We start from the raw sequence: 18,990 nt of genomic DNA, 5'->3' as shown, positions 1-18,990 counted from the left end.
CGTTCAACATGCCGGTTTGGAGCCACCAAGTACCCTTGATTCGTGGCTTTAAACAGGATAGTTCTCTTCTACGGCTTTACTCCGATCGCGGACCCGGACGCGGTGCGGCTCTGGCAGCGTGCCCTGTGCGAGAAGCTGGGTTTGACCGGAAGAATCCTGATTTCCCGGGATGGCATCAATGCCACAGTGGGCGGCGAGCTTAACAAGGTCAAGCAATACGTAAAGACCACCAAGGAATACAAAGGCTTCCACGGCATTGATTTCAAATGGTCCGAAGGCGGCGCCGAAGACTTCCCGCGGCTCAGCGTGAAGGTCCGCGACGAGATCGTATCCTTCGGTGCACCCGGTGAATTGAAGGTAGACGAAAACGGCGTGGTCGGTGGCGGAAAACACCTCAAGCCAAACGAACTGCATGACCTCCTCGAGGCCAAGAAATCCGCCGGTCAAGAGGTCAAGTTCTTCGACGGCCGTAACGCCTTTGAAGCACAGATCGGCAAGTTCAAGGACGCAATTGTTCCTGACGTCGCCACCACTCACGACTTCATCAAGGAACTCGACTCCGGAAAGTACGACGACCTCAAGGACCAGCCGGTGGTCACCTACTGCACGGGTGGTATCCGTTGCGAGGTCCTCTCGAGCCTCATGGTGAACCGGGGGTTCAAGGAGGTTTACCAGCTCGACGGCGGTATTGTCCGCTACGGCGAAACCTACAAGGACCAAGGCCTGTGGGAGGGGTCCCTGTATGTCTTCGATAAGCGCATGCACATGGAATTCAGCGAAGACGCCAAGGCCATCGGCGCCTGCGTCCGGTGCCAAGCGCCCACGAACAAGTTCGAGAACTGCTCCAACCCGAGCTGCCGCAACCTCACGCTGTACTGCGCTGATTGCGCGTCGAGCCCTGAAACCTTGCGCTGCCCTGAAGGTTGCGCAGCTTAGGCCCGCCCTGCCCTAGGGAGTAGGGACCAGCTGGTATGCGTAGATCAGCGGGGCATCCACGCTGCTCGCGCTGATGCTCAGCGGGCCGGCCGCGGCGATCTTGATCCGGGCTGTTTCCCGGCTTCCGTTGCAGGCAGCTCCGGCCTCGGTCAATTGCTTGCCGGAAACGGACACGTCGAAGAAGGCCTTGCCGCCGCCATCGCATGCGACAGTCAAGGTGTAGGTACCGGCGGCGATGCTCGGCACCTCCTTGCTCACGGGATCACGGTTCGGGATTTTTCCCGAGTCTTCAAAGACGACTCCTGGAGCGGAGGGGATGGTTGTCGCCTTCCAGGCGGGGATATCTGCGTTGTCGACCGAAACTGACGGAGCGCATGCTGTCAACGCAAGAGATCCCGCGCCGACAGCAACCAGCGCAGCGCGGCGCCAAGTGGAAAGGTGAAAAGCCATGGTTCAACGCTACCCGCTCGGAGCAGGTCGCCGAGCCGTCGGCCGGCCGGTGGCGCCGGTCCCCACATTGATCGCCGGTCCCCGCATTAATACCGTCGGACCGGCACCATAGACTTGCACAGTGACCGAACCCGCAACGCCCACCATCCCGGGAAATACTCCCGCCGCCGTCGATGCGCCCCGCAGCGACCTCCCCGAACTGCTCAGTGCGCTTGCGGACGACCTGCGGAATGTCGGGTACACCTTGGACGGAGTCGCTGAACTGCTCGGGGAGTCCGCGAACGCCGCGCTGGCCAGGGACCAGATCATCCCGGCATTGATCGCCACCGAACCGCACAACTTCACCCCCGGCGCGGCGACGGACCGGGCGAAAGCCGCGCTCGCCGTCGTCGTGCGCTTGTGGCTCCTAGCCGTCCCGCAAAGCGATGGCGACGTCGACGCCGCTTTGCCGCGGACCCGTACGGCGGGACTCGTCGAGCTCGGCCTGGCGGTGAGGAACGACGGCGGTGCTGTCGCCGCCAAAGTGGACCTGCGCCCCTACGGTTGGGGCGGGGTCCCGGAAGACGACGAAGCAGAAGGGGTCGAACTGTGGGTCGCGAGCGACTTGGCCGCGCACCAGCAGCCCGGCGTGCTCCGGCACGACCACGTCCTCGGCATCGGGCAGGCGTCCACCACACTCGTGCAAACCACCATTCGAAGGCCGTCGAAGCGTGCGCTGGACCTCGGGACCGGCTGTGGAATCCAGGCTTTCCATCTCCTCCATCACAGCGAGCACGTGACGGCGACGGACATTTCCGAGCGCGCCCTCGCGTTCACCCGCTTCAACTTGTTGCTCAACGCGGATGCCCTGCGCCTCGATCCAACGGACCTCGAATCCCGCGTGAGCCTCAGGCTGGGCTCACTTCTGGAGCCGGTGGCGGGTGAGACGTTCGATCTGGTGGTGTCCAATCCGCCGTTCGTCATCACTCCACGGACGGAGGGCGAGAAAGCGTCGGATCAGTTCACCTATCGCGACGGCGGACTGCCGGGTGATGAGATCGTCGCCCAGCTGGTCCGTACCTTGCCTGACGTGCTTGCGCCGGGAGGCACTGCGCAGATGCTCGGAAATTGGGAAGTTCGAGCGGGCAGTGCATGGAGCGAGCGGCCGGCGTCCTGGCTCGCCCAGTCGCGCACCGGCCAGTCCCGCACCGACGCTTGGTTCATCCAGCGGGAACAGGTGAGCCCTGAGTTTTACGCCGAGACGTGGCTGCAGGACGCTTCGGAGGGCCGCGACCGCGAGCTGTACCGGCATGCGTACGGAGCGTACTTGAGTGATTTCGCGTCGCGAGACGTCGAGGCTGTCGGTTTTGGCATGATCTGGCTGCGCCGGCCGGCGGACGATGCGGACGATTCAAGGGAGGGGTCGACGCGTTTCGAGGAGATCACCTACCCGATCGAGCAACCGATCGGTCCGCACCTTGCCGGGGCGATCGAGCGCGCCGATTGGCTGGACGCCCACGATCTCGTCGAGGCCCATTTGGTGGTGGCCGACGACGTCACCGAGGAACGCCACCAGCGCCCGGGCGCCGAACATCCCGGCGTCATCCTGCTGCGCCAAGGCGCGGGACTGCGCCGGACGAACCTGCTGAGCACCGAGCTGGCCGGTTTCGTATCAGCGTGCGACGGCGAGTTGTCGGTTGGGCAGCTGATCGGCGCCTTGTCCGCGTTGCTGGGTGGCGGGGACGATTTCGACGACGACGTTTTCCGCGCCGGGCTGCTTTCAGACGTAGCCAACCTGGTTCGGGACGGTTTCCTGTTGCCCGAGGTAACGGACGCCGACTGACGGATAAGCTGATCCAGTGAACGAATCAAACGGGCTGGCCACCCCGAAACGCCGGCGACGGCCCGGGAAGACGGTGGAGATCACCGACCCCAAAGCCATCCGTGCGCTTGCCCATGCGGCACGGCTCGAGGTCATTACCGAGCTCTACTCCACGCAACTCAGCCGCACGGCCACTGAGCTGGCAGCCCAGACGGGCCTCACCCCGAGCGCCATGAGCTACCACTTGCGGGCCCTGCAGAAGTGGGGGATCGTCACCGCGGCGGACAATGAAGGCGACGCACGCGAAAGGCGTTGGAAGGCCGCAGGTTCGGACTTCACCATCAAGTCCGGCGGCAACGCGCCCAGCCCGGAGATCGCCGTCGTCGAACTCGAACTGGACGCCTTCCGTCGGAGGGCGACGGCGTTCACCCGGGCCCGCGGCGAGCGGCGGCAGCGCGGCGAAGCCGCGAACGAAGCGGCCGCCATGGTCCTGTCGAGCGATTTGCTGTACCTGACCCCGGACCAGAGGGCGGACCTCAAGGCAAAATTCCAAGATCTCATCAGGTCATACGAGCTCGAAGATCCCACCCGGATTCCTGACGGCGCTGTGCGGATCGCTACTATGTGGTCGATGATTCCGGATGATCGGACGCCCACCACCAGCTAGTCCCCAAGAGCACGATTCTGCAAAATATGGTGAACTAGGCCAGTATGGGCACCAGCCCAAGCATTTCTTTTTTCTGTAGGAGCACCGTGCCCAGCAAGGCAAAAACCGGCAAGAAACTCGTGATCGTGGAGTCTCCGGCCAAGAGCAAGACCATTGCCAAGTACCTTGGCGAAGGCTTCATTGTCGAGGCCTCGATCGGTCATATCCGCGATCTCCCGCAGCCCTCGGACCTTCCTGCAGAACTGAAGAAGACCTCGGTGGGCAAGTTCGCCGTGGACATCGAAAACGATTTCAAGCCGTATTACGTGGTGTCCCCGGACAAGAAGAAAAAGGTTGCCGAACTCAAGGCCCAGCTGAAGGACGCCGACGAACTTTACCTCGCAACAGATGGGGACCGCGAGGGCGAAGCCATCGCGTGGCACCTCTTGGAGGTCCTGAAGCCCAAGGTTCCCGTCTACCGCATGACCTTCGGCGAAATCACGAAGGAAGCCATCCACCGCGCCATGGGCAACCTGCGCGACGTCGACAGCGCTCTCGTGGATGCCCAGGAAACCCGTCGTATCCTGGACCGCCTCTACGGTTACGAGATCTCGCCCGTCCTGTGGCGCAAGGTGGCCAGGGGCCTTTCGGCCGGACGCGTGCAGTCCGTGGTGACCCGCATGGTGGTGGACCGCGAACGCGAACGCATGGCGTTCAAGGCTGCTTCCTATTGGGACTTGACGGGCCAGTTCGGCACCGAATCCGCGAGCTTCAAAGCGAAACTGGCTGCCGTGGACGGCGCCAAGGTGGCCACCGGCCGTGACTTCAACGACGACGGCGTCCTTACCTCCTCGAACGTGGTTCACCTTAATGAGGAACTCGCGACGTCGTTGGCAGCCGGGCTGGAAAACTCGGACTTCCGCGTCCGCTCGGTGGACACCAAGCCGTACACGCGCCGCCCGGCGGCGCCGTTCACGACGTCGACGCTCCAGCAGGAAGCCGGCCGCAAGCTGCGCTTCTCCTCCAAGAGCACCATGCAGATCGCCCAGCGCCTGTATGAAAACGGCTACATCACTTATATGCGTACCGACTCGTCGGCGCTGAGCGATGAAGCCCTCACCGCAGCTCGGCGGCAGGCCGCGGAGCTGTATGGCCCCGAGTACGTGCCGCAGTCCCCGCGGGTTTACGCGAACAAGGCGGCCAACGCGCAGGAAGCCCACGAGGCCATCCGTCCCGCCGGTGACTCGTTCCGTACTCCCGCCCAGGTGGCGAGCCAGCTCAGCGGCGATGCTTTCCGGCTCTACGAATTGATCTGGAAACGCACCATCGCCTCGCAGATGGCCGACGCCAAGGGCTCCACCGCCACCATCCGCCTGGGCGCTGTGGCGAGCGATGGACGCGACGCCGAATTCTCGGCCTCGGGCACCGTCATTACTTTCCCGGGCTTCCTCGCCGCCTATGAAGAGGGCAAGGACGAAAGCCGCGGGGACGACGACTCCGATGAGGCGCGTCGCCTGCCCAACGTGGCAAAGGACGATTCGCTGACCGCTTCGGAGATTGTCGCCGTCGGACACGAAACTTCACCACCGCCCCGGTACACGGAAGCGTCGCTCACGGCGGAACTGGAGAAACGCGGGATTGGCCGCCCGTCCACGTACGCTTCGACGATCTCGACGATCCAGGACCGCGGCTACGTCCGGAAGCAAGGCTCCGCGCTGGTGCCAAGCTGGATCGCTTTCTCGGTGATCCGGCTCCTCGAGCAGCACTTCCATGACTACGTGGACTACGAGTTCACGGCGGACATGGAAGGCGACCTGGACAAGATCGCCAACGGCCAGGCTATCGGCGCCGCGTGGCTCAAGCACTTCTACTACGGCGAAGACGCCGATCCCGGCCTGTTGAGCATCGTCAACAACTTGGGTGAGATCGATGCGCGCGAGATCAACTCCGTGCCGATCGCCGAGGGCATTACGCTGCGCGTCGGCAAGTTCGGCCCATACCTGGAAAGCTCCATTCCCACCGTCGACCCCAAGACCGGTGAACTGGTTGAGTCGGCGCGGGCCAACGTCCCGGAAGACCTCGCGCCCGACGAGCTCACGGCCGCCAAAGCCGTGGAGCTGATGGAAACGGCAGCTCCCGAGGAACGCGTCCTGGGCGTGGATCCGCACACCGGCCACACCGTCGTCGCGAAGAACGGCCGCTATGGCGCCTACGTCACCGAGATCATCCCTGAGATGACCGACGAACAGCTGGCCGCCCTGCCGGTGGAGTATTACAAGAACGGCAAGCCCAAGCCGCCGAAGAAGCCCGTCAAGGCCAAACCACGCACCGGCTCGTTGTTCAAGTCCATGTCCGTCGACACCATTACGCTTGACGACGCCCTGCAGCTCATGAGCCTCCCGCGCGTGCTGGGCGAGGACGCCGAAGGCAACCCGATTACGGTGCAGAACGGACGCTTCGGTCCCTACTTGAAGAAGGGCACCGATTCGCGCTCGATCGCCACGGAAGAGGAGATCTTCACGATCACCCTGGAACAGGCCTTGGAGATCTACTCCCAGCCGAAGCAGCGCGGTGCCCGTGCAGCCGTTCCGCCTCTGGCTGAGTTCGGGCCGGATCCTGTGTCGGAGAAGAACATCGTGGTGAAGGAAGGCCGCTTCGGTCCGTACATCACCGACGGCGTCACGAACATCACGGTTCCGCGCGCAACGTCCTTGGAGGAACTGACCCGCGAGCAAGCCATCGAATTGTTGGCCGAGAAGCGTGCCAAGGGCCCTGTCAAGCGCACTGCCACCCGCAAGGCGCCGGCCAAGAAGGCACCCGCCAAGAAGTAGTTTGTGTACACCTGGCACCCCTTAAACGAGCGTTTAGGGGGTGTTAGCTGTACACAAACTCAGGTGTCGCGAATTGCATCCGGTGTGGCAGACGTGATCTCGTGGAAACATGACTGAACAGCCAACCGCCCAGGAATCGCAGCCGTTGAACGACCTCGAAACCCAACTTGCCAAGGCCGGGCTCCCCGAAGCGAACCCGGTGGACGTCATCTTGTCCTTCTTGAACAACGAGGTCTATATCCTCAGCGCAGACTCTTTGGATGCGCCGGATGCCGCCGTTGAACCGCTCATCCTGGCAAACGCCGACGACGAGCCCGTCCTTGCCGTGTTCAGCCACCCGAGCCGGGTTGAGGCGCAGTTCCTCGAAGCTGCTCCGAACGTCCTCGGCACCCGTGGCGCGGCGATCCTGGACAGCATCGGCGATCAGCTTGGCCTGGTGATCAACCCGGGCAGCCAGCACGGCTTCGAAATGGGGCCGGAAGGCATCGCCAAAGTCCGGCGCGACTTCAAGCGCGCCGATGAAGCCGGCGCCGAGTCCGCTACGGACACCGCCGCCGACGGCCCCCAGGAATAACCGGCAACCCGCAGCACGAATCGGGAGTCGTACTTGCTTCACATGCTTCGAATCGGGGAATAATGGCAGAATGCGTCTTGGCGTCCTAGACATCGGTTCCAACACCGTCCATTTGCTTTTGGTGGATGCGCACCCGGGCGCACGCCCGGTGGCGTTTGCTTCCCACAAGCGGCCCCTGTCGCTGGTCCAGTTCCTCGACCCTGAAGGCAATATCAACGACGCCGGCCAGCATGAGTTGATCGAGTTCGTGCTCGAAGCATGGGAATTCGCGGCCCGCCACAAGGCCGAGGACCTCCTGGCGTTTTGTACGTCGGCCATCCGCGAAGCCACCAACGGAGCCGAGGTCCTGGCCCGGGTCAAGCACGAGACCACCGTCACCCTGCAGGAACTGACCGGCAGCGAAGAGGCGTCAATGACCTTCTTTGCGGTCCGGCGTTGGTACGGCTGGGGTGCCGGCCCGATCCTTAACCTGGACATTGGCGGCGGTTCGTTCGAAATGGCGTTCGGCCAGGACGAACTTCCCGAGCTCGCCGTCTCGGTCCCGCTCGGGGCCAGCAGGTTGACCAGGGACTGGCTGCCCGACGATCCGCCCTCGGCCAAAAGCGTCAAGGAATTGCGCAAGTACGTCCGCCAAACCCTCAAGCCGGTGGTGCGGGAGTTCAAGCAATTGGGCCGGGCCAATTTGGTGGCGGGAACGTCCAAGTCCTTCCGTTCGCTGGCGCGCATCGCCGGTGCCGCACCGAGCGCGGCCGGCCCGTACGTCAAGCGCGAACTCCACGCCACGGACCTGGGGCTGTGGGCGCAACGGATGTCGGCCATGACTGTGGAGGACCGCTTGTATCTTCCCGGAGTCTCGGACGCGCGCGCCAGACAAGTCTTCGCCGGATCCGTGGTGGCCGAAACCGCATTGGAACTGTTCGAACACCCAAGCATGGAAATTTGTCCGTGGGCCTTGCGCGAAGGCTTGATCCTTCGCCGATTGGACCAATTGATCTTCGACGGCCCGTTGGAACCGGCCCCGCACGTCGGCCTCGGCGGCGCGGTACCGGTGCCCCGCGTGGGCGCCAACCTCGGCGCGGCGGCCCCTGAAGCTGCCATGTCCGTCCCGATCCCCGCCGCAGGGAGGCAGGCCAACTAAGATGAGCACCGACGTCGAGCACTCCCAAGAAGACATACCGACCATCCCGGTGGCGCTATCCAGCGCTTCTGTCTATCCGCTCAGCGTCCATGACGCTTTTGCCGTGGCCCAGGACCTGGGCTACGACGGCGTCGAAGTGATGGTGACCAATAACGCCACCAGCCAAAACCCGGATGCGCTCATCCAGTTGAGCCACCGGTACGACCAGCAGATCGTGTCCATCCACGCTCCCACGTTGTTGCTCACGCAGCAGGTCTGGGGTCCGGCGTGGAACAAGATCGAGATGTCCTGCCAGATGGCCCGCGAGGTCGGCTGCAACACGGTAGTGGTCCATCCGCCGTTCCGCTGGCAATCGAATTACGCGGAGAACTTCGCTGCCGGCGTCCGCGAGATCGCCGCGATGTACCAAGTGCACATCGCCGTCGAGAACATGTACCCGTGGCGCGTGCGCGGCCGGGAGGCCCTCGCCTACCTTCCGCACTGGGATCCGGTGGGGCAGGATTACGACGACGTCACGTGGGATTTCTCGCATGCCGCCACTGCCGGGGCGAACAGCCTTGAGGCGGTCCGTGCGCTGGGAAGCAAGCTCCGGCACGTGCACCTCACGGATGGCTCCGGCTCGGGCAAAGACGAGCACTTGATCCCGGGCTACGGGACCCAGCGGTGCGCCGAGGTCCTGCAACACTTGGCACTGAGCGGCTTCGAGGGAGCCGTGGTGGCCGAGATCTCCACGCGCAAGGCGAAGGCCGCGGGGGAGCGCGAAGAGTGGCTTGCCGAGACCCTCCGTTTCGCGCGCCAGCATTTGGGCGCCCCGCTCGTGGGTGCCTTCGAGATTTAGGTACCCAAGCAAGCTGACGACGGCGGCCGCGTGCCGCCGTCGAACGCTTGCGTTAAACGCGAAAGCACCGGTGTCGAATCGGGAAAATGGGGGGAAACCCGTTCGACACCGGTGCTTTGTGGGCGGACATCCCCATGCCCGCCTCATCACTCGCACCCTCAATGAGGTAATAACCAAATTACGGATCAATGTTGGGCGCAGGCTGCAATAACCTTGTGAACAAGCTGGGAATCCTGGTCCGACTGCGGCGGCCGCGTTGAACTGGCATCATGGAGCCATGAGCAACCGAATCGCATTCCTTGGCTGTGGGTCCATGAACGAGGCCATTTTGGGTGGCCTCCTCGCTGCCGGCACGGATCCTTCGGACGTCGTCGCCACCGTGCGCCGCGCTGAACGGGCCGCCGAACTGGCTGAACGGCACGGCGTCATGGCCATCGCCGGCGTCGAGGAACCGGACAACAACAAACTTGCCACCAAGGGTGCGTCCATTGTCATCCTCGGCGTCAAGCCTGTGGGAATCGCCGACCTCGCGCGCGAGATTTCCCCGGTTCTTAGCCAGAACACCATCGTGATCAGTGTTGCCGCAGCCGTGTCCATTGCCCAGTTGGAGGCGGCCTTGCCGGAGGGGCAGCCCGTTATCCGCACCATGCCCAACACCCCTGCCAAGCTTGGCCGCGGCGTGGTCTCGGTCTCTCCTGGAACCAATTGCACGGATGCACAACTCCAGCAGGCGAAGGACATCCTCGCGGCAGCAGGCACTGTCGTGGAGATCCCGGAAGAACAAGTGGATGCCTTGTCCGCCATCAGCGGTTCCGGCCCCGCCTACGCGTTCTACCTCGCCGAGGCCATGGCGGCTGCCGGCGTCGAACTCGGCTTGGATCCGGATCTTTCCCTCAAGATTTCGCGCGAGACGGTGGCAGGTGCCGGTTTCATGCTCGCCGAGCCGGGGGCGGACCCCACAGCCCTCCGCATTGCCGTGACGAGTCCGAACGGCACCACCGAGCGTGCCATCGCGGCCTTCAACGAAGGCGGCATCCCTTCGATCATCGCCGATGGCGCCCGCGCGGCAGCGGCCCGGGCCGCGGAAATCACCCGGCAACTGGGCTAGCCCGCCTGGCGGGCTACGGCCGCGCCGCGAAGCGCTCCAGCAGGTCCACGTGGCCGGACACGATCAGCATGTCGCGGCCGGAGACCTTCGTCTCGGGCCGGGCATACGTGAAGTCCTCACCAGGGGACTTCACGCCCACGATCGTCACACCATACTTGGACCGGACCTTGGATTCGTCCAAGGTGAAGCCCACAGTCTCCTTGGGCGGGTACATTTTCACGATGGCGAAGTCGTCGTCGAACTCGATGAAGTCCAGCATGCGTCCGGACACGAGGTGGGCGGCGCGAACGCCGGCGTCGGCCTCGGGGTAGATGACGTGGTTGGCGCCGATCCGGGTGAGGATCTTTCCGTGCGAAGGCGTGATCGCCTTGACCCAGAGGTGCTCGATCCCCAGGTCCACGAGGTTCACCGTGATCAGCACCGAGGACTCGATCGATGTTCCCACGCCCACCACGGCGGAGCTGAATTCCTGGGCGCCCAACTGGCGGAGTGCGTCGATGTTCGTGGCATCCGCTTCCACGACGTGAGTCAGGACGGATGCCCAGGTCTGGACCAGGCTCCGGTCGCGTTCGATCGCCAGGACTTCGCGGCCCTGCTTCACGAGCTGTTCCGCGGTGGCTGAACCGAAGCGGCCCAGGCCGATGACCAGCACGGGCGCGTTGTGCGCCGGCCGGTTGGGGGCGCCTGATGTGTTAGCCAATGATCGGCCTTTCTTCGGGGTAGTGATAGAGCTGGCTGCGTTGGCGGAGGGCCAAGGCGGATGCGAGGGTGATGGTGCCGATGCGGCCCGCGAACATGAGGACCGCGAGGACATAAACGCCCGACGGCGGTAGCTCGGCACTGAGGTTCGTGCTGAGGCCGACCGTGGCGAAGGCGGAAATGGTTTCGAACAGGACCCGGTCAAGGGAAGCGCCGCTGATCTGGAGGAGCAGGAGGGCCGAAACGGCAACAAGCGTTGCGCCGGCAACGATCACGGAGATCGCCACCCGCATGGTGCCTTGGGGGATGGTGCGCCCGTAGACCTTCACGTCGGAGTCACCCCGGGCCTCGGCCGCGATGGCGAGGAACATGACGGCTACCGTTGTCACCTTGATGCCGCCCGCCGTCGACGCCGAACCGCCGCCGGCGAACATCAAGGCGTCGGACAGGAGCCTGGTGGTGGGTTCCATGTGGCCTTGGTCAACCAGGTTGAAGCCGCCGGACCGCGTCATGACAGAGGCGAAGATGGAATGGGTGATCTTGTCGCCAAGGCTCATGTTGGCAATGGTGCGGGTGTTGTCCCACTCCATCAGGCCCCAGAGGGCAGCGCCGGCAACCAGGAGGATCAGGGAAACCTGGATGGTCAGCTTGGCGTGCAGGTTCCACTTTTTCCAGTTCAGGCCGTTCTGCCGCAGCACGAGCACGACGGGGAAGCCCAGGCTTCCCAGGAACACGCCGACCATGAGGGGGACGAGGATCCACAGGTCTGTCTCGTAGGGCACGATTCCGTCGGAGTGCGGGGTGAATCCGGCGTTGTTGAACGAGGAAATCGAGTAGAAGACGCCGTGCCAGACGGCAAGCCAGAAGTTTTCGCCCAGGGTGATGAACCGCGGTATCAGGGCCAGGGCGAGGATGGCTTCGATCACCACGGATGTTGTGATGACGATGCGGAGCAGGGTACCCACTTCGCCGAGCCGGCCGGCATTCATGGCTTCCTGGGCGATGAGCTTGCCCCGGACGCCGAGCCGCTTGCTGACCATGAGCGCCAGGATCGAGGCGAGGGTCAGGGTTCCCAAACCGCCCACGAAGATGCCCACGAGGATGACGAGTTGGCCGAAGAACGTCCAGTGGGCCGCCGTCGAAACTACCGTCAGGCCGGTGACGCACACCGACGAGACGGCGGTGAACAAGGCTTGGTGGAGCGGTGTGACTGATCCGTCCACCGAGGCCGCGGGAAGCGAGAGCAATCCAGTGAACAGGAAGATCGCGAGGCCGAACGCCGTAAGCGCCAGGCGCGCCGGTGAGGAGTTGGCGATGTTGTCGATGAAGTCACGGATGCCCGTGAAGATCCACAGGCCTCCCCGTTCCGGCTGGACGGATTGCCAGCTGGCCGGGCCCGCGGACCTCGACTGGCTCTGAGTCATGGCAGTGCTGTTCGCTTCTGGTCGATTGATTCTGCTTTCTTGAGTAGTAAACCACTAAAGTACAGCCGGGACGGGGCCGACAGCCCTTGTCGCTCGGGTAGCCTGTCATTGATGACTTCCCGGTCCGGCCTCCATCCGTCCGCGCTGCCAACGACGGTTGCGTGGGATCCCGCCATGACTGCCTATAATTTCGGGCCTTCGCACCCCATGGCCCCCGAGCGCCTCGAACTGACCGCGAGGCTCGCAAAGGCGCTCGGACTGTTCGATTTGGCACATGTGTCCGTTGAGGCACCAAGCCTCGCGTCCGACGTCGAACTCCAGGCCGTGCACAGCGCCGAATACGTTGCCGCGGTGCGGCGCGTCAGTGCGGACCCCGCGACGCCGGATCCGGACCGCGGGCTGGGCACCGAGGACGACCCCGCATTCGCGGGAATGCACGAGGCCAGTGCCCGGCTCGCGGGCGGTTCGCTGCTGGCCGCCGAAGCGGTCCTGTCCGGGATGGCCGTGAGAGCAGTCAATTTCGGCGGCGGCCTGCATCATGCCGCGCGTGACCGGGCCAGCGGCTTCTGCATTTATAACGACGCCGCCCTCGCCGTCCAGAGGCTGCTCGACGGCGGCGTCGCGAGAGTCGCGTACATCGACGTGGACGCCCACCATGGCGACGGCACCCAGAGCATTTTCTGGAACGACCCCAGGGTCTTGACCATTTCCCTGCATGAAAGCGGGATCTCGCTGTTTCCCGGAACGGGCTTCGCCAACGAGACCGGAGGTCCGGACGCCCTGGGTACAGCCGTGAACGTGGCACTGCCTGCGTGGACCGGTGACGCGGGGTGGCTGCGTGCGTTCCATGCGGTGGTGCCACAGCTCGTGCAGGCCTTCGAACCCGAGGTGATCGTGAGCCAGCACGGTTGCGACTCCCACAAGCTGGATCCCCTCACGCACCTCAACCTCAGCGTGGACGGTCAGCGCGAAGCCGCCAACGCCGTCGCGGGCCTGGCTGCCAGGTTCTGCGGGAACCGCTGGATCGCCACCGGGGGAGGCGGTTACGACATCACCGGAGTGGTGCCGCGGACGTGGAGCCACCTGATCGGCATCGTCGCCCAGCGTCCCGTACAGTTGTCCGCCCCGGTACCGCAGGAATTCCGGAGCTATGTCCGTGAGCGGTACGGGGAATCGGCGCCCGAGTTGATGGGCGATGGCGTGGATACGTGGTGGCGTTCGTGGGAAGTCGGGTACGACCCCGCCGACGCCGTGGACCGCACGGTCATCGCCACCCGAAAGGAAATCTTCCCGTATTACGGGCTCGATCCGTGGTTCGACTAGCTCATTGGCTCGGTTTCTCCGATTGGAATACGACGCCGGCCGCACCAACGAGCCAGCCAAGCAAGGACAGCGCGAACGCGCCGATGAGGTCCGTTGATGCCGTGCCTTTGAAGAGCCAGATCACCAGGACCAACAGGCCGATGACCATGTAGACCATGATCGCCGCGATGATCCGCCCGGACAGCCGCTCCGCAACTTCGCTCGGGTACGAAGCCTCGCCCGGGGCTAGGGGCCCCGGGGCTTGGGCGCCCGCTGCTTGGGGCCTTGGGGTCGGGGATCCCGAGGTTTGGGCTCCCGCGGTCGGGGCTCCCGCGGCCTGGGTCGGGCCGGGTTCGGCTGCCCGGTCCCGGCGCACTTCGGAAATGGTGAAGCCCAAAGCCGAAGCCGTCAGGGAACTGAGTGAGGTCGCCAGGACGCCGGCCGCTGTGACCAGGGCGCCGTTGAGGCTGGGTGCGGTGGCGTCTCCTTCCGGTATCCAAGTGAGGACACGGAAAAGAACGGCGATCCAGACGGCCACGAAAAGAAGCAGGAATACAGCGGCAATCACGTTGAACAATTGCCGGCGGAAATAATCGGTCATGGCATCCCGTTCCGTGCTGTCCAAGGCAAGCTGTCCAGGGCCTTCGCCTGGCGGCCCGCCGCTTGAGGAGGGGGGCGTGCATTCGTTCTAGCACCGGGCAGCGAGCCGGTCAACGCATGCGCGGAACCGGTGTATTCACTTACGGGTACCTACTCGAAATAGTTGATGCCTTTTGACGTATATGTCGCTAGGGTGGTTGTCATGGTGACTGACGACGTATTTGCCGTCATTGCGGAGGCAACCCGGCGAGAAATCCTGGTATCCCTCCGCTCCGGCGACAAAGCTGTGGGGGAACTGGTGGAGGAGCTCGCAGCGAGCCAGCCCACCATTTCGAAGCATTTGAAAGTACTCCGCGAGGCAGACCTCGTCAGCATGCGGGCCCAAGGGCAAAAACGCTACTACACCTTGAATCCGAAGCCGCTTGCCGGCGTCGCAAGCTGGTTGGCGACGTTTGACGTCGGCCCGGCCAAGCCTGCCGTCGAAGCAATCGCCCCGGAGTCCACCTCCCGCTCACGGAGTGTTTCCGCGCAGACCGGCGTTTCCGCGCACGCCCCGGCCCGGAAGGCGCTGACCCAGCCCGACGCCGAACCGCTGGTCGCGCTTCCGGCGGCCGCCGCCGTCGGGCGCTTGGCTGATGCGGCCCCTGTCGCCATCGAGCTTCCCGCGGGAGCTGACGATACCGTTCCGCAACAGATCGGCCGCACCGTGGGCCGCGCCGCCACGAAAGCCGCCGACCTCCTGGCGAACCTGCCGAACCTGCCCAACCTGCCGAAGTTCGGGCGGAAGAAGTAGCGGCAAGCGGGGGTGATCCCGGTCGCGCCGCGATTGGCTTCTGCTGAGGTATTTCCCGGACCTGCTGAGTGGTAAAAAGCCGAAATTGAGTACGTAGAAACTACGTTTTGAGTGGTCTCGAGCGTGAATTGAGTGCTGACAAATACATCAGACCCTTTGCCGCGATGTCACGAAGACACTAGGAGGCCAGTAGAAATCGATTGAGGGATTTCCAAAAAAGTCCTCTGACCTGTTTGTCAAAAGATCTTGTTCGCGCTTGCGAAATCGTCTATTCTTCCAAGTCCCATTCGTCTTTACTATCGGGAGGCGAGAATGACGTTTTGGCATTTTCGAAGTTCCAGGACCGTTTAGACCAAGTGGTGGGCTTGAATCGAAAATTCCCATCCGGACGCTCAGGGGGAAGCATTGAAAACTCGAAAAGTCGGCACGATTGGCATTTGTGCGGCAACGGCATTGCTAGCCGCATCCGCGATGCCCGCGCAGGCAGCAACCACGAGGGCCAGCGGCTCGCCCAGCTGCCCTACGGGTCAGGTCGCATGGGTATCCCTGACGACTCAGTACAGCGCACCGGTCCTGTTCTATTCCGGCACCGCCCTGCGCAACACGGACGGCGGCGGATATAATCATGGCTTCAACTATGGAACCAGGACGGTGAACTGGAGAGTGGAAAGCAGTGGAAACATCGAGACGGTGAGCGACTGGTGCGGAAGTAATGTGAACCGCCCAAGTGAATGAATCCATCCAGGCTGAGGTCGAGCGTAAACTCAGCACAATTCCAGTACGCGCGTCTCGCCAAATGACCTCGACCGAGTATCAGTTTCGTGTGAGCGAGATCCTCAGGCTTTTTGACATCGATGCAGTGGGCAGCGAAACGGGCATAGTTTACGGGGACAAGGGCGTTGAGCTAGAAGATCAGCCTTTAGTCTGGGCCATTCGCGTACTCATTGGGAGGCGATTCGACATCCCGGAAGCAATAATGTGAATGGGCCCCGGCCGGAGGCCCGCGTAGGGGGTCCTTCGGATCATGAGGATGCGCTCCGGGGCTGATTGGTCGTAATCGGTTCGAATGGAAACTGCCGCGCGACTAATGCGAGCATGACGGGATTGTACGCAGACCCGCCGTCCGGCGCAGAAGTTGTAGGGAGTCACATGGATTCGAGGCTGGAAGCAGTCCGGGACACCGTTTTGGCGCGGAACCCGGGCGAGCTGGAATTTCACCAGGCCGTTACCGAGGTCTTTGAAAGCCTCGGCCCGGTGCATGACAGGCACCCGGAATTCCTGGAAGGCGCTGTCCTTGAGCGCCTGTGCGAACCGGAACGCCAAATCATCTTCCGCGTCCCGTGGACCGATGACGCCGGACGCGTTCACGTCAACCGTGGTTTCCGCGTCGAGTTCAATTCAGCCTTGGGCCCGTACAAGGGCGGACTGCGCTTCCACCCCTCGGTCTACTTGGGGATCGTCAAGTTCCTCGGCTTCGAACAGATCTTCAAGAATGCGCTGACGGGCATGCCGATCGGTGGCGGCAAGGGTGGCTCGGACTTCGATCCGCGGGGCCGCTCCGACGCTGAAATCATGCGCTTTTGCCAGTCCTTCATGACCGAGCTGTACCGCCATATCGGCGAATACACGGACGTTCCTGCCGGCGACATCGGCGTGGGAGGCCGCGAGATCGGCTACCTGTTCGGCCAGTACAAGCGCATCACCAACCGCTACGAGTCGGGCGTGCTGACTGGCAAGGGAATCTCTTGGGGCGGCTCCTTGGTCCGTCCGGAAGCCACCGGTTTCGGCACGGTCATCTTTGCGCAGGAGATGCTCAAAACCAGGGGCCAGTCCTTCGATGGCCAACGCGTCGTGATCTCCGGTTCGGGCAATGTGGCCATCTACGCCATCGCCAAAGCCCAGGCGCTTGGCGCGACCGTGGTGGCCTGCTCCGACTCCGCGGGCTACGTGATTGACGAGGCCGGCATCGACGTCGCGCTGCTCCGCCAGATCAAGGAAGTCGAACGGGGGCGCCTCACTGAATACGCAGAGCGCCGCCGGGGCGCCAGCCATGTGGCCGGCGGCTCGGTCTGGGACGTCAACGGCACCGTTGCGTTGCCATGCGCGACGCAAAACGAGCTCGACGGCGACGCGGCGGCGAAGCTGGTCAGCAACGGTCTGCTGGCAGTCGCCGAAGGCGCCAACATGCCCTCCACCCGTGAAGCCGTTGCCGTTTTCCAGGACGCGGGCATCCTGTTTGCCCCGGGCAAGGCAGCCAACGCCGGTGGTGTGGCGACGTCGGCGTTGGAAATGCAGCAGAACGCCAGCCGCGATTCCTGGTCCTTCGAATACACAGAAGCACGCCTTACGGAAATCATGGTGGGCATCCACGATCGTTGTGCCGAAACCGCGGAGGAATATGGCGCGCCGGGCAATTATGTCCTGGGTGCGAACATCGGCGGCTTCGTGAAGGTCGCCGACGCCATGTTGGCGCAGGGCCTCATCTAGCCCACCCATCGCACGCGCGCCCACCCGAGCTAGTGCTGCAGGAGCCGCACGTGGTCCGGGTTGAGTTCCGAAAGCTTGGTAACCCCCAGCAAGGCCATGGTGCGGGCCATGTCCTTTTCCAGGATCTGGATAGTGCGGTCCACGCCGGCCCGGCCACCTGCCATGAGCCCATAGAGGTAGGCGCGGCCGATCAGCGCGAAGTCAGCGCCGAGGGCCAAACCAGCGATGATGTCGGCCCCGCTCATGATGCCCGTGTCGAGGATGATCGCGGCGTTGCTGTTGTCCGCAGCCAGCGCGGCAGCGACGTCGGGGACGAGGTGCAAGGGGATCGGTGCCCGGTCCAGTTGGCGGCCGCCATGATTGGAAATGACCACGCCGTCCGCCCCGTGATCCACTACCTTGCGCGCGTCCTCGACCGTCTGGATGCCTTTGACCACGAGCTTTCCCTTCCATGTTTCGCGCAGCCAGTCGAGGTCGTCGAAGGTCAGGGTGGGATCGAACATCGAGTTGATGAGGTCTGCCACTGTGCCGGTGTAACGCGAGAGCGAGGCGAAGGTCAGTGGCTCGTGCGTGAGGAAGTTGAACCACCAGGCGGGACGGTACGACGCGTCCAGTACGGTCTTCACGGTCAGTGCCGGGGGAATGGTCATGCCGTTGCGCACGTCCCGCAGGCGGGCGCCCGCGACGGCGGTGTCCACCGTGACCATGAGGGTATCGTTTCCGGCCTTGGCGGCGCGCTCGATGAGTTCCAGCGAGCGGTCCCGGTCCGTCCACAAGTACAGCTGGAACCAGTTCCGCCCGTTCGGCGCGGCTGCCGCCACGTCCTCGATGGAAGCGGTCCCCATGGTGGACAACGTGTACGGAATGCCGGCGGCCTCGGCGGCTTGCGAGCCCGCGTACTCACCTTCGGACTGCATCATACGCGTGAAGCCCGTGGGCGCGATTCCGAACGGGAGGGCGGATTCCTTGTCCAGGATCTTGGTGCGGAGATCGATGTTGGAGACGTCCCGCAGGATGCCCGGGCGGAATTCGATGTCCTCGAAGGCCCGGCGTGCGCGTCGCAGGGTGATTTCCGCTTCGGCGGCGCCGTCGGTGTAGTCGAACGGTGCCTGCGGCGTGCGGCGCTTTGCAAGGTCGCGGAGTTCCCAAATGGTGGAAGCGCGGCGAAGCCTGGCGGCGTTGCTGAATTCCGGCTTCTTGAATTTCATGAGCGGGGCGAGGTCCGAGTATTTGGGGATCCGGCGCTTGAGCGCGGGAGGGAGCCCGGCGACGGCGGCGCGGGGCTGCGCGTTCGGCGCGGCAGGGGTGCCGCCAGGGGGAGTGGAGGTGGGCTGGGCGGTCTGCGTCATGGTGGTCTCCGGAG

Annotated in this window: 16 protein-coding genes; 11 read left to right on the top strand and 5 right to left on the bottom strand. The window is 63.8% G+C overall.

What is annotated here, in order from left to right; translation table 11 throughout:
- Window positions 1–42 precede the first annotated feature (42 nt).
- Window positions 43–936, top strand: a complete 894-nt coding sequence (locus ABCW42_RS17140) for a rhodanese-related sulfurtransferase (RefSeq protein ID WP_423182316.1) — start codon at window positions 43–45, stop codon at window positions 934–936.
- 12 nt (window positions 937–948) lie between these two features.
- On the opposite strand, the gene ABCW42_RS17135 is transcribed toward ABCW42_RS17140, so the two are convergent.
- On the bottom strand, window positions 949–1,194 hold the full coding sequence (locus tag ABCW42_RS17135; protein ID WP_423182315.1) for a hypothetical protein: 246 nt from the start codon (window positions 1,192–1,194) through the stop codon (window positions 949–951).
- Window positions 1,195–1,507: 313 nt separating this feature from the next.
- Between ABCW42_RS17135 and ABCW42_RS17130 the strand changes: the two genes are divergently transcribed.
- From ABCW42_RS17130 to proC, 7 genes are all read left to right on the top strand, one after another.
- Window positions 1,508–3,208, top strand: a complete 1,701-nt coding sequence (locus ABCW42_RS17130) for a DUF7059 domain-containing protein (RefSeq protein ID WP_423182314.1) — start codon at window positions 1,508–1,510, stop codon at window positions 3,206–3,208.
- 16 nt (window positions 3,209–3,224) lie between these two features.
- The gene (locus ABCW42_RS17125; protein ID WP_423182313.1) at window positions 3,225–3,854 is read left to right on the top strand and encodes an ArsR/SmtB family transcription factor; all 630 of its coding nucleotides are present in this window, start codon (window positions 3,225–3,227) and stop codon (window positions 3,852–3,854) included.
- Window positions 3,855–3,940: 86 nt separating this feature from the next.
- Complete coding sequence (gene topA / locus ABCW42_RS17120) at window positions 3,941–6,664, top strand: type I DNA topoisomerase (protein ID WP_423182312.1); 2,724 nt, start codon at window positions 3,941–3,943, stop codon at window positions 6,662–6,664.
- A 109-nt stretch (window positions 6,665–6,773) separates the two neighbouring features.
- Window positions 6,774–7,238, top strand: a complete 465-nt coding sequence (locus ABCW42_RS17115) for an SseB family protein (RefSeq protein WP_423182311.1) — start codon at window positions 6,774–6,776, stop codon at window positions 7,236–7,238.
- Between the two features lie 70 nt (window positions 7,239–7,308).
- Entirely contained in the window at window positions 7,309–8,376 is a 1,068-nt protein-coding gene (locus tag ABCW42_RS17110; RefSeq protein ID WP_423182310.1) for a Ppx/GppA phosphatase family protein, read from the top strand.
- A 1-nt stretch (window position 8,377) separates the two neighbouring features.
- Entirely contained in the window at window positions 8,378–9,214 is an 837-nt protein-coding gene (locus ABCW42_RS17105; protein WP_423182309.1) for a sugar phosphate isomerase/epimerase family protein, read from the top strand.
- Between the two features lie 277 nt (window positions 9,215–9,491).
- Window positions 9,492–10,322 (top strand): pyrroline-5-carboxylate reductase, encoded by an 831-nt coding sequence (gene proC / locus ABCW42_RS17100; RefSeq protein ID WP_423182308.1) that lies wholly within the window; start codon window positions 9,492–9,494, stop codon window positions 10,320–10,322.
- A gap of 13 nt (window positions 10,323–10,335) precedes the next feature.
- On the opposite strand, the gene ABCW42_RS17095 is transcribed toward proC, so the two are convergent.
- Both ABCW42_RS17095 and ABCW42_RS17090 read right to left on the bottom strand, forming a co-directional pair.
- Window positions 10,336–10,974 carry a potassium channel family protein gene (locus ABCW42_RS17095; RefSeq protein WP_423184936.1) on the bottom strand — a complete coding sequence of 213 codons (639 nt, stop codon included), beginning with the start codon at window positions 10,972–10,974 and terminating at the stop codon, window positions 10,336–10,338.
- 40 nt (window positions 10,975–11,014) lie between these two features.
- A complete protein-coding gene (locus ABCW42_RS17090; RefSeq protein ID WP_423182307.1) occupies window positions 11,015–12,445 on the bottom strand; it encodes a TrkH family potassium uptake protein in 1,431 nt (476 codons plus the stop codon).
- A 111-nt stretch (window positions 12,446–12,556) separates the two neighbouring features.
- Between ABCW42_RS17090 and ABCW42_RS17085 the strand changes: the two genes are divergently transcribed.
- A complete protein-coding gene (locus ABCW42_RS17085; protein ID WP_423182306.1) occupies window positions 12,557–13,768 on the top strand; it encodes an acetoin utilization protein AcuC in 1,212 nt (403 codons plus the stop codon).
- Window position 13,769: 1 nt separating this feature from the next.
- On the opposite strand, the gene ABCW42_RS17080 is transcribed toward ABCW42_RS17085, so the two are convergent.
- A complete protein-coding gene (locus tag ABCW42_RS17080) occupies window positions 13,770–14,348 on the bottom strand; it encodes a hypothetical protein (protein WP_423182305.1) in 579 nt (192 codons plus the stop codon).
- Between the two features lie 201 nt (window positions 14,349–14,549).
- On the opposite strand from ABCW42_RS17080, the gene ABCW42_RS17075 reads away from it, so the two are divergent.
- On the top strand, window positions 14,550–15,140 hold the full coding sequence (locus ABCW42_RS17075) for an ArsR/SmtB family transcription factor (RefSeq protein ID WP_423182304.1): 591 nt from the start codon (window positions 14,550–14,552) through the stop codon (window positions 15,138–15,140).
- 1,149 nt (window positions 15,141–16,289) lie between these two features.
- A complete protein-coding gene (gene gdhA / locus ABCW42_RS17070; RefSeq protein WP_423182303.1) occupies window positions 16,290–17,627 on the top strand; it encodes an NADP-specific glutamate dehydrogenase in 1,338 nt (445 codons plus the stop codon).
- A 29-nt stretch (window positions 17,628–17,656) separates the two neighbouring features.
- Here gdhA and ABCW42_RS17065 read toward each other — a convergent pair whose 3' ends face one another.
- Window positions 17,657–18,976 (bottom strand): alpha-hydroxy acid oxidase, encoded by a 1,320-nt coding sequence (locus tag ABCW42_RS17065; protein ID WP_423184935.1) that lies wholly within the window; start codon window positions 18,974–18,976, stop codon window positions 17,657–17,659.
- Window positions 18,977–18,990: the final 14 nt, after the last annotated feature.

This window comes from Arthrobacter sp. NyZ413 (genome assembly GCF_049390645.1).
In the GTDB taxonomy this organism is placed as follows: domain Bacteria; phylum Actinomycetota; class Actinomycetes; order Actinomycetales; family Micrococcaceae; genus Arthrobacter.
Note: the sequence above shows the minus strand (reverse complement) of the source record. Positions and strands in the feature narration are given on the sequence as shown.

Excerpts from the sequence above, each read along its gene's own strand:
- ABCW42_RS17080 (WP_423182305.1), bottom strand. The coding sequence starts at position 14,348 with ATGACCGATTATTTCCGCCGGCAATTGTTCAACGTGATTGCCGCTGTA.
- ABCW42_RS17110 (WP_423182310.1), top strand. The coding sequence starts at position 7,309 with ATGCGTCTTGGCGTCCTAGACATCGGTTCCAACACCGTCCATTTGCTT.
- ABCW42_RS17115 (WP_423182311.1), top strand. The coding sequence starts at position 6,774 with ATGACTGAACAGCCAACCGCCCAGGAATCGCAGCCGTTGAACGACCTC.
- gdhA (WP_423182303.1), top strand. The coding sequence starts at position 16,290 with ATGGATTCGAGGCTGGAAGCAGTCCGGGACACCGTTTTGGCGCGGAAC.
- ABCW42_RS17105 (WP_423182309.1), top strand. The coding sequence starts at position 8,378 with ATGAGCACCGACGTCGAGCACTCCCAAGAAGACATACCGACCATCCCG.
- proC (WP_423182308.1), top strand. The coding sequence starts at position 9,492 with ATGAGCAACCGAATCGCATTCCTTGGCTGTGGGTCCATGAACGAGGCC.
- ABCW42_RS17085 (WP_423182306.1), top strand. The coding sequence starts at position 12,557 with ATGACTTCCCGGTCCGGCCTCCATCCGTCCGCGCTGCCAACGACGGTT.
- ABCW42_RS17090 (WP_423182307.1), bottom strand. The coding sequence starts at position 12,445 with ATGACTCAGAGCCAGTCGAGGTCCGCGGGCCCGGCCAGCTGGCAATCC.
- ABCW42_RS17075 (WP_423182304.1), top strand. The coding sequence starts at position 14,550 with ATGGTGACTGACGACGTATTTGCCGTCATTGCGGAGGCAACCCGGCGA.
- ABCW42_RS17065 (WP_423184935.1), bottom strand. The coding sequence starts at position 18,976 with ATGACGCAGACCGCCCAGCCCACCTCCACTCCCCCTGGCGGCACCCCT.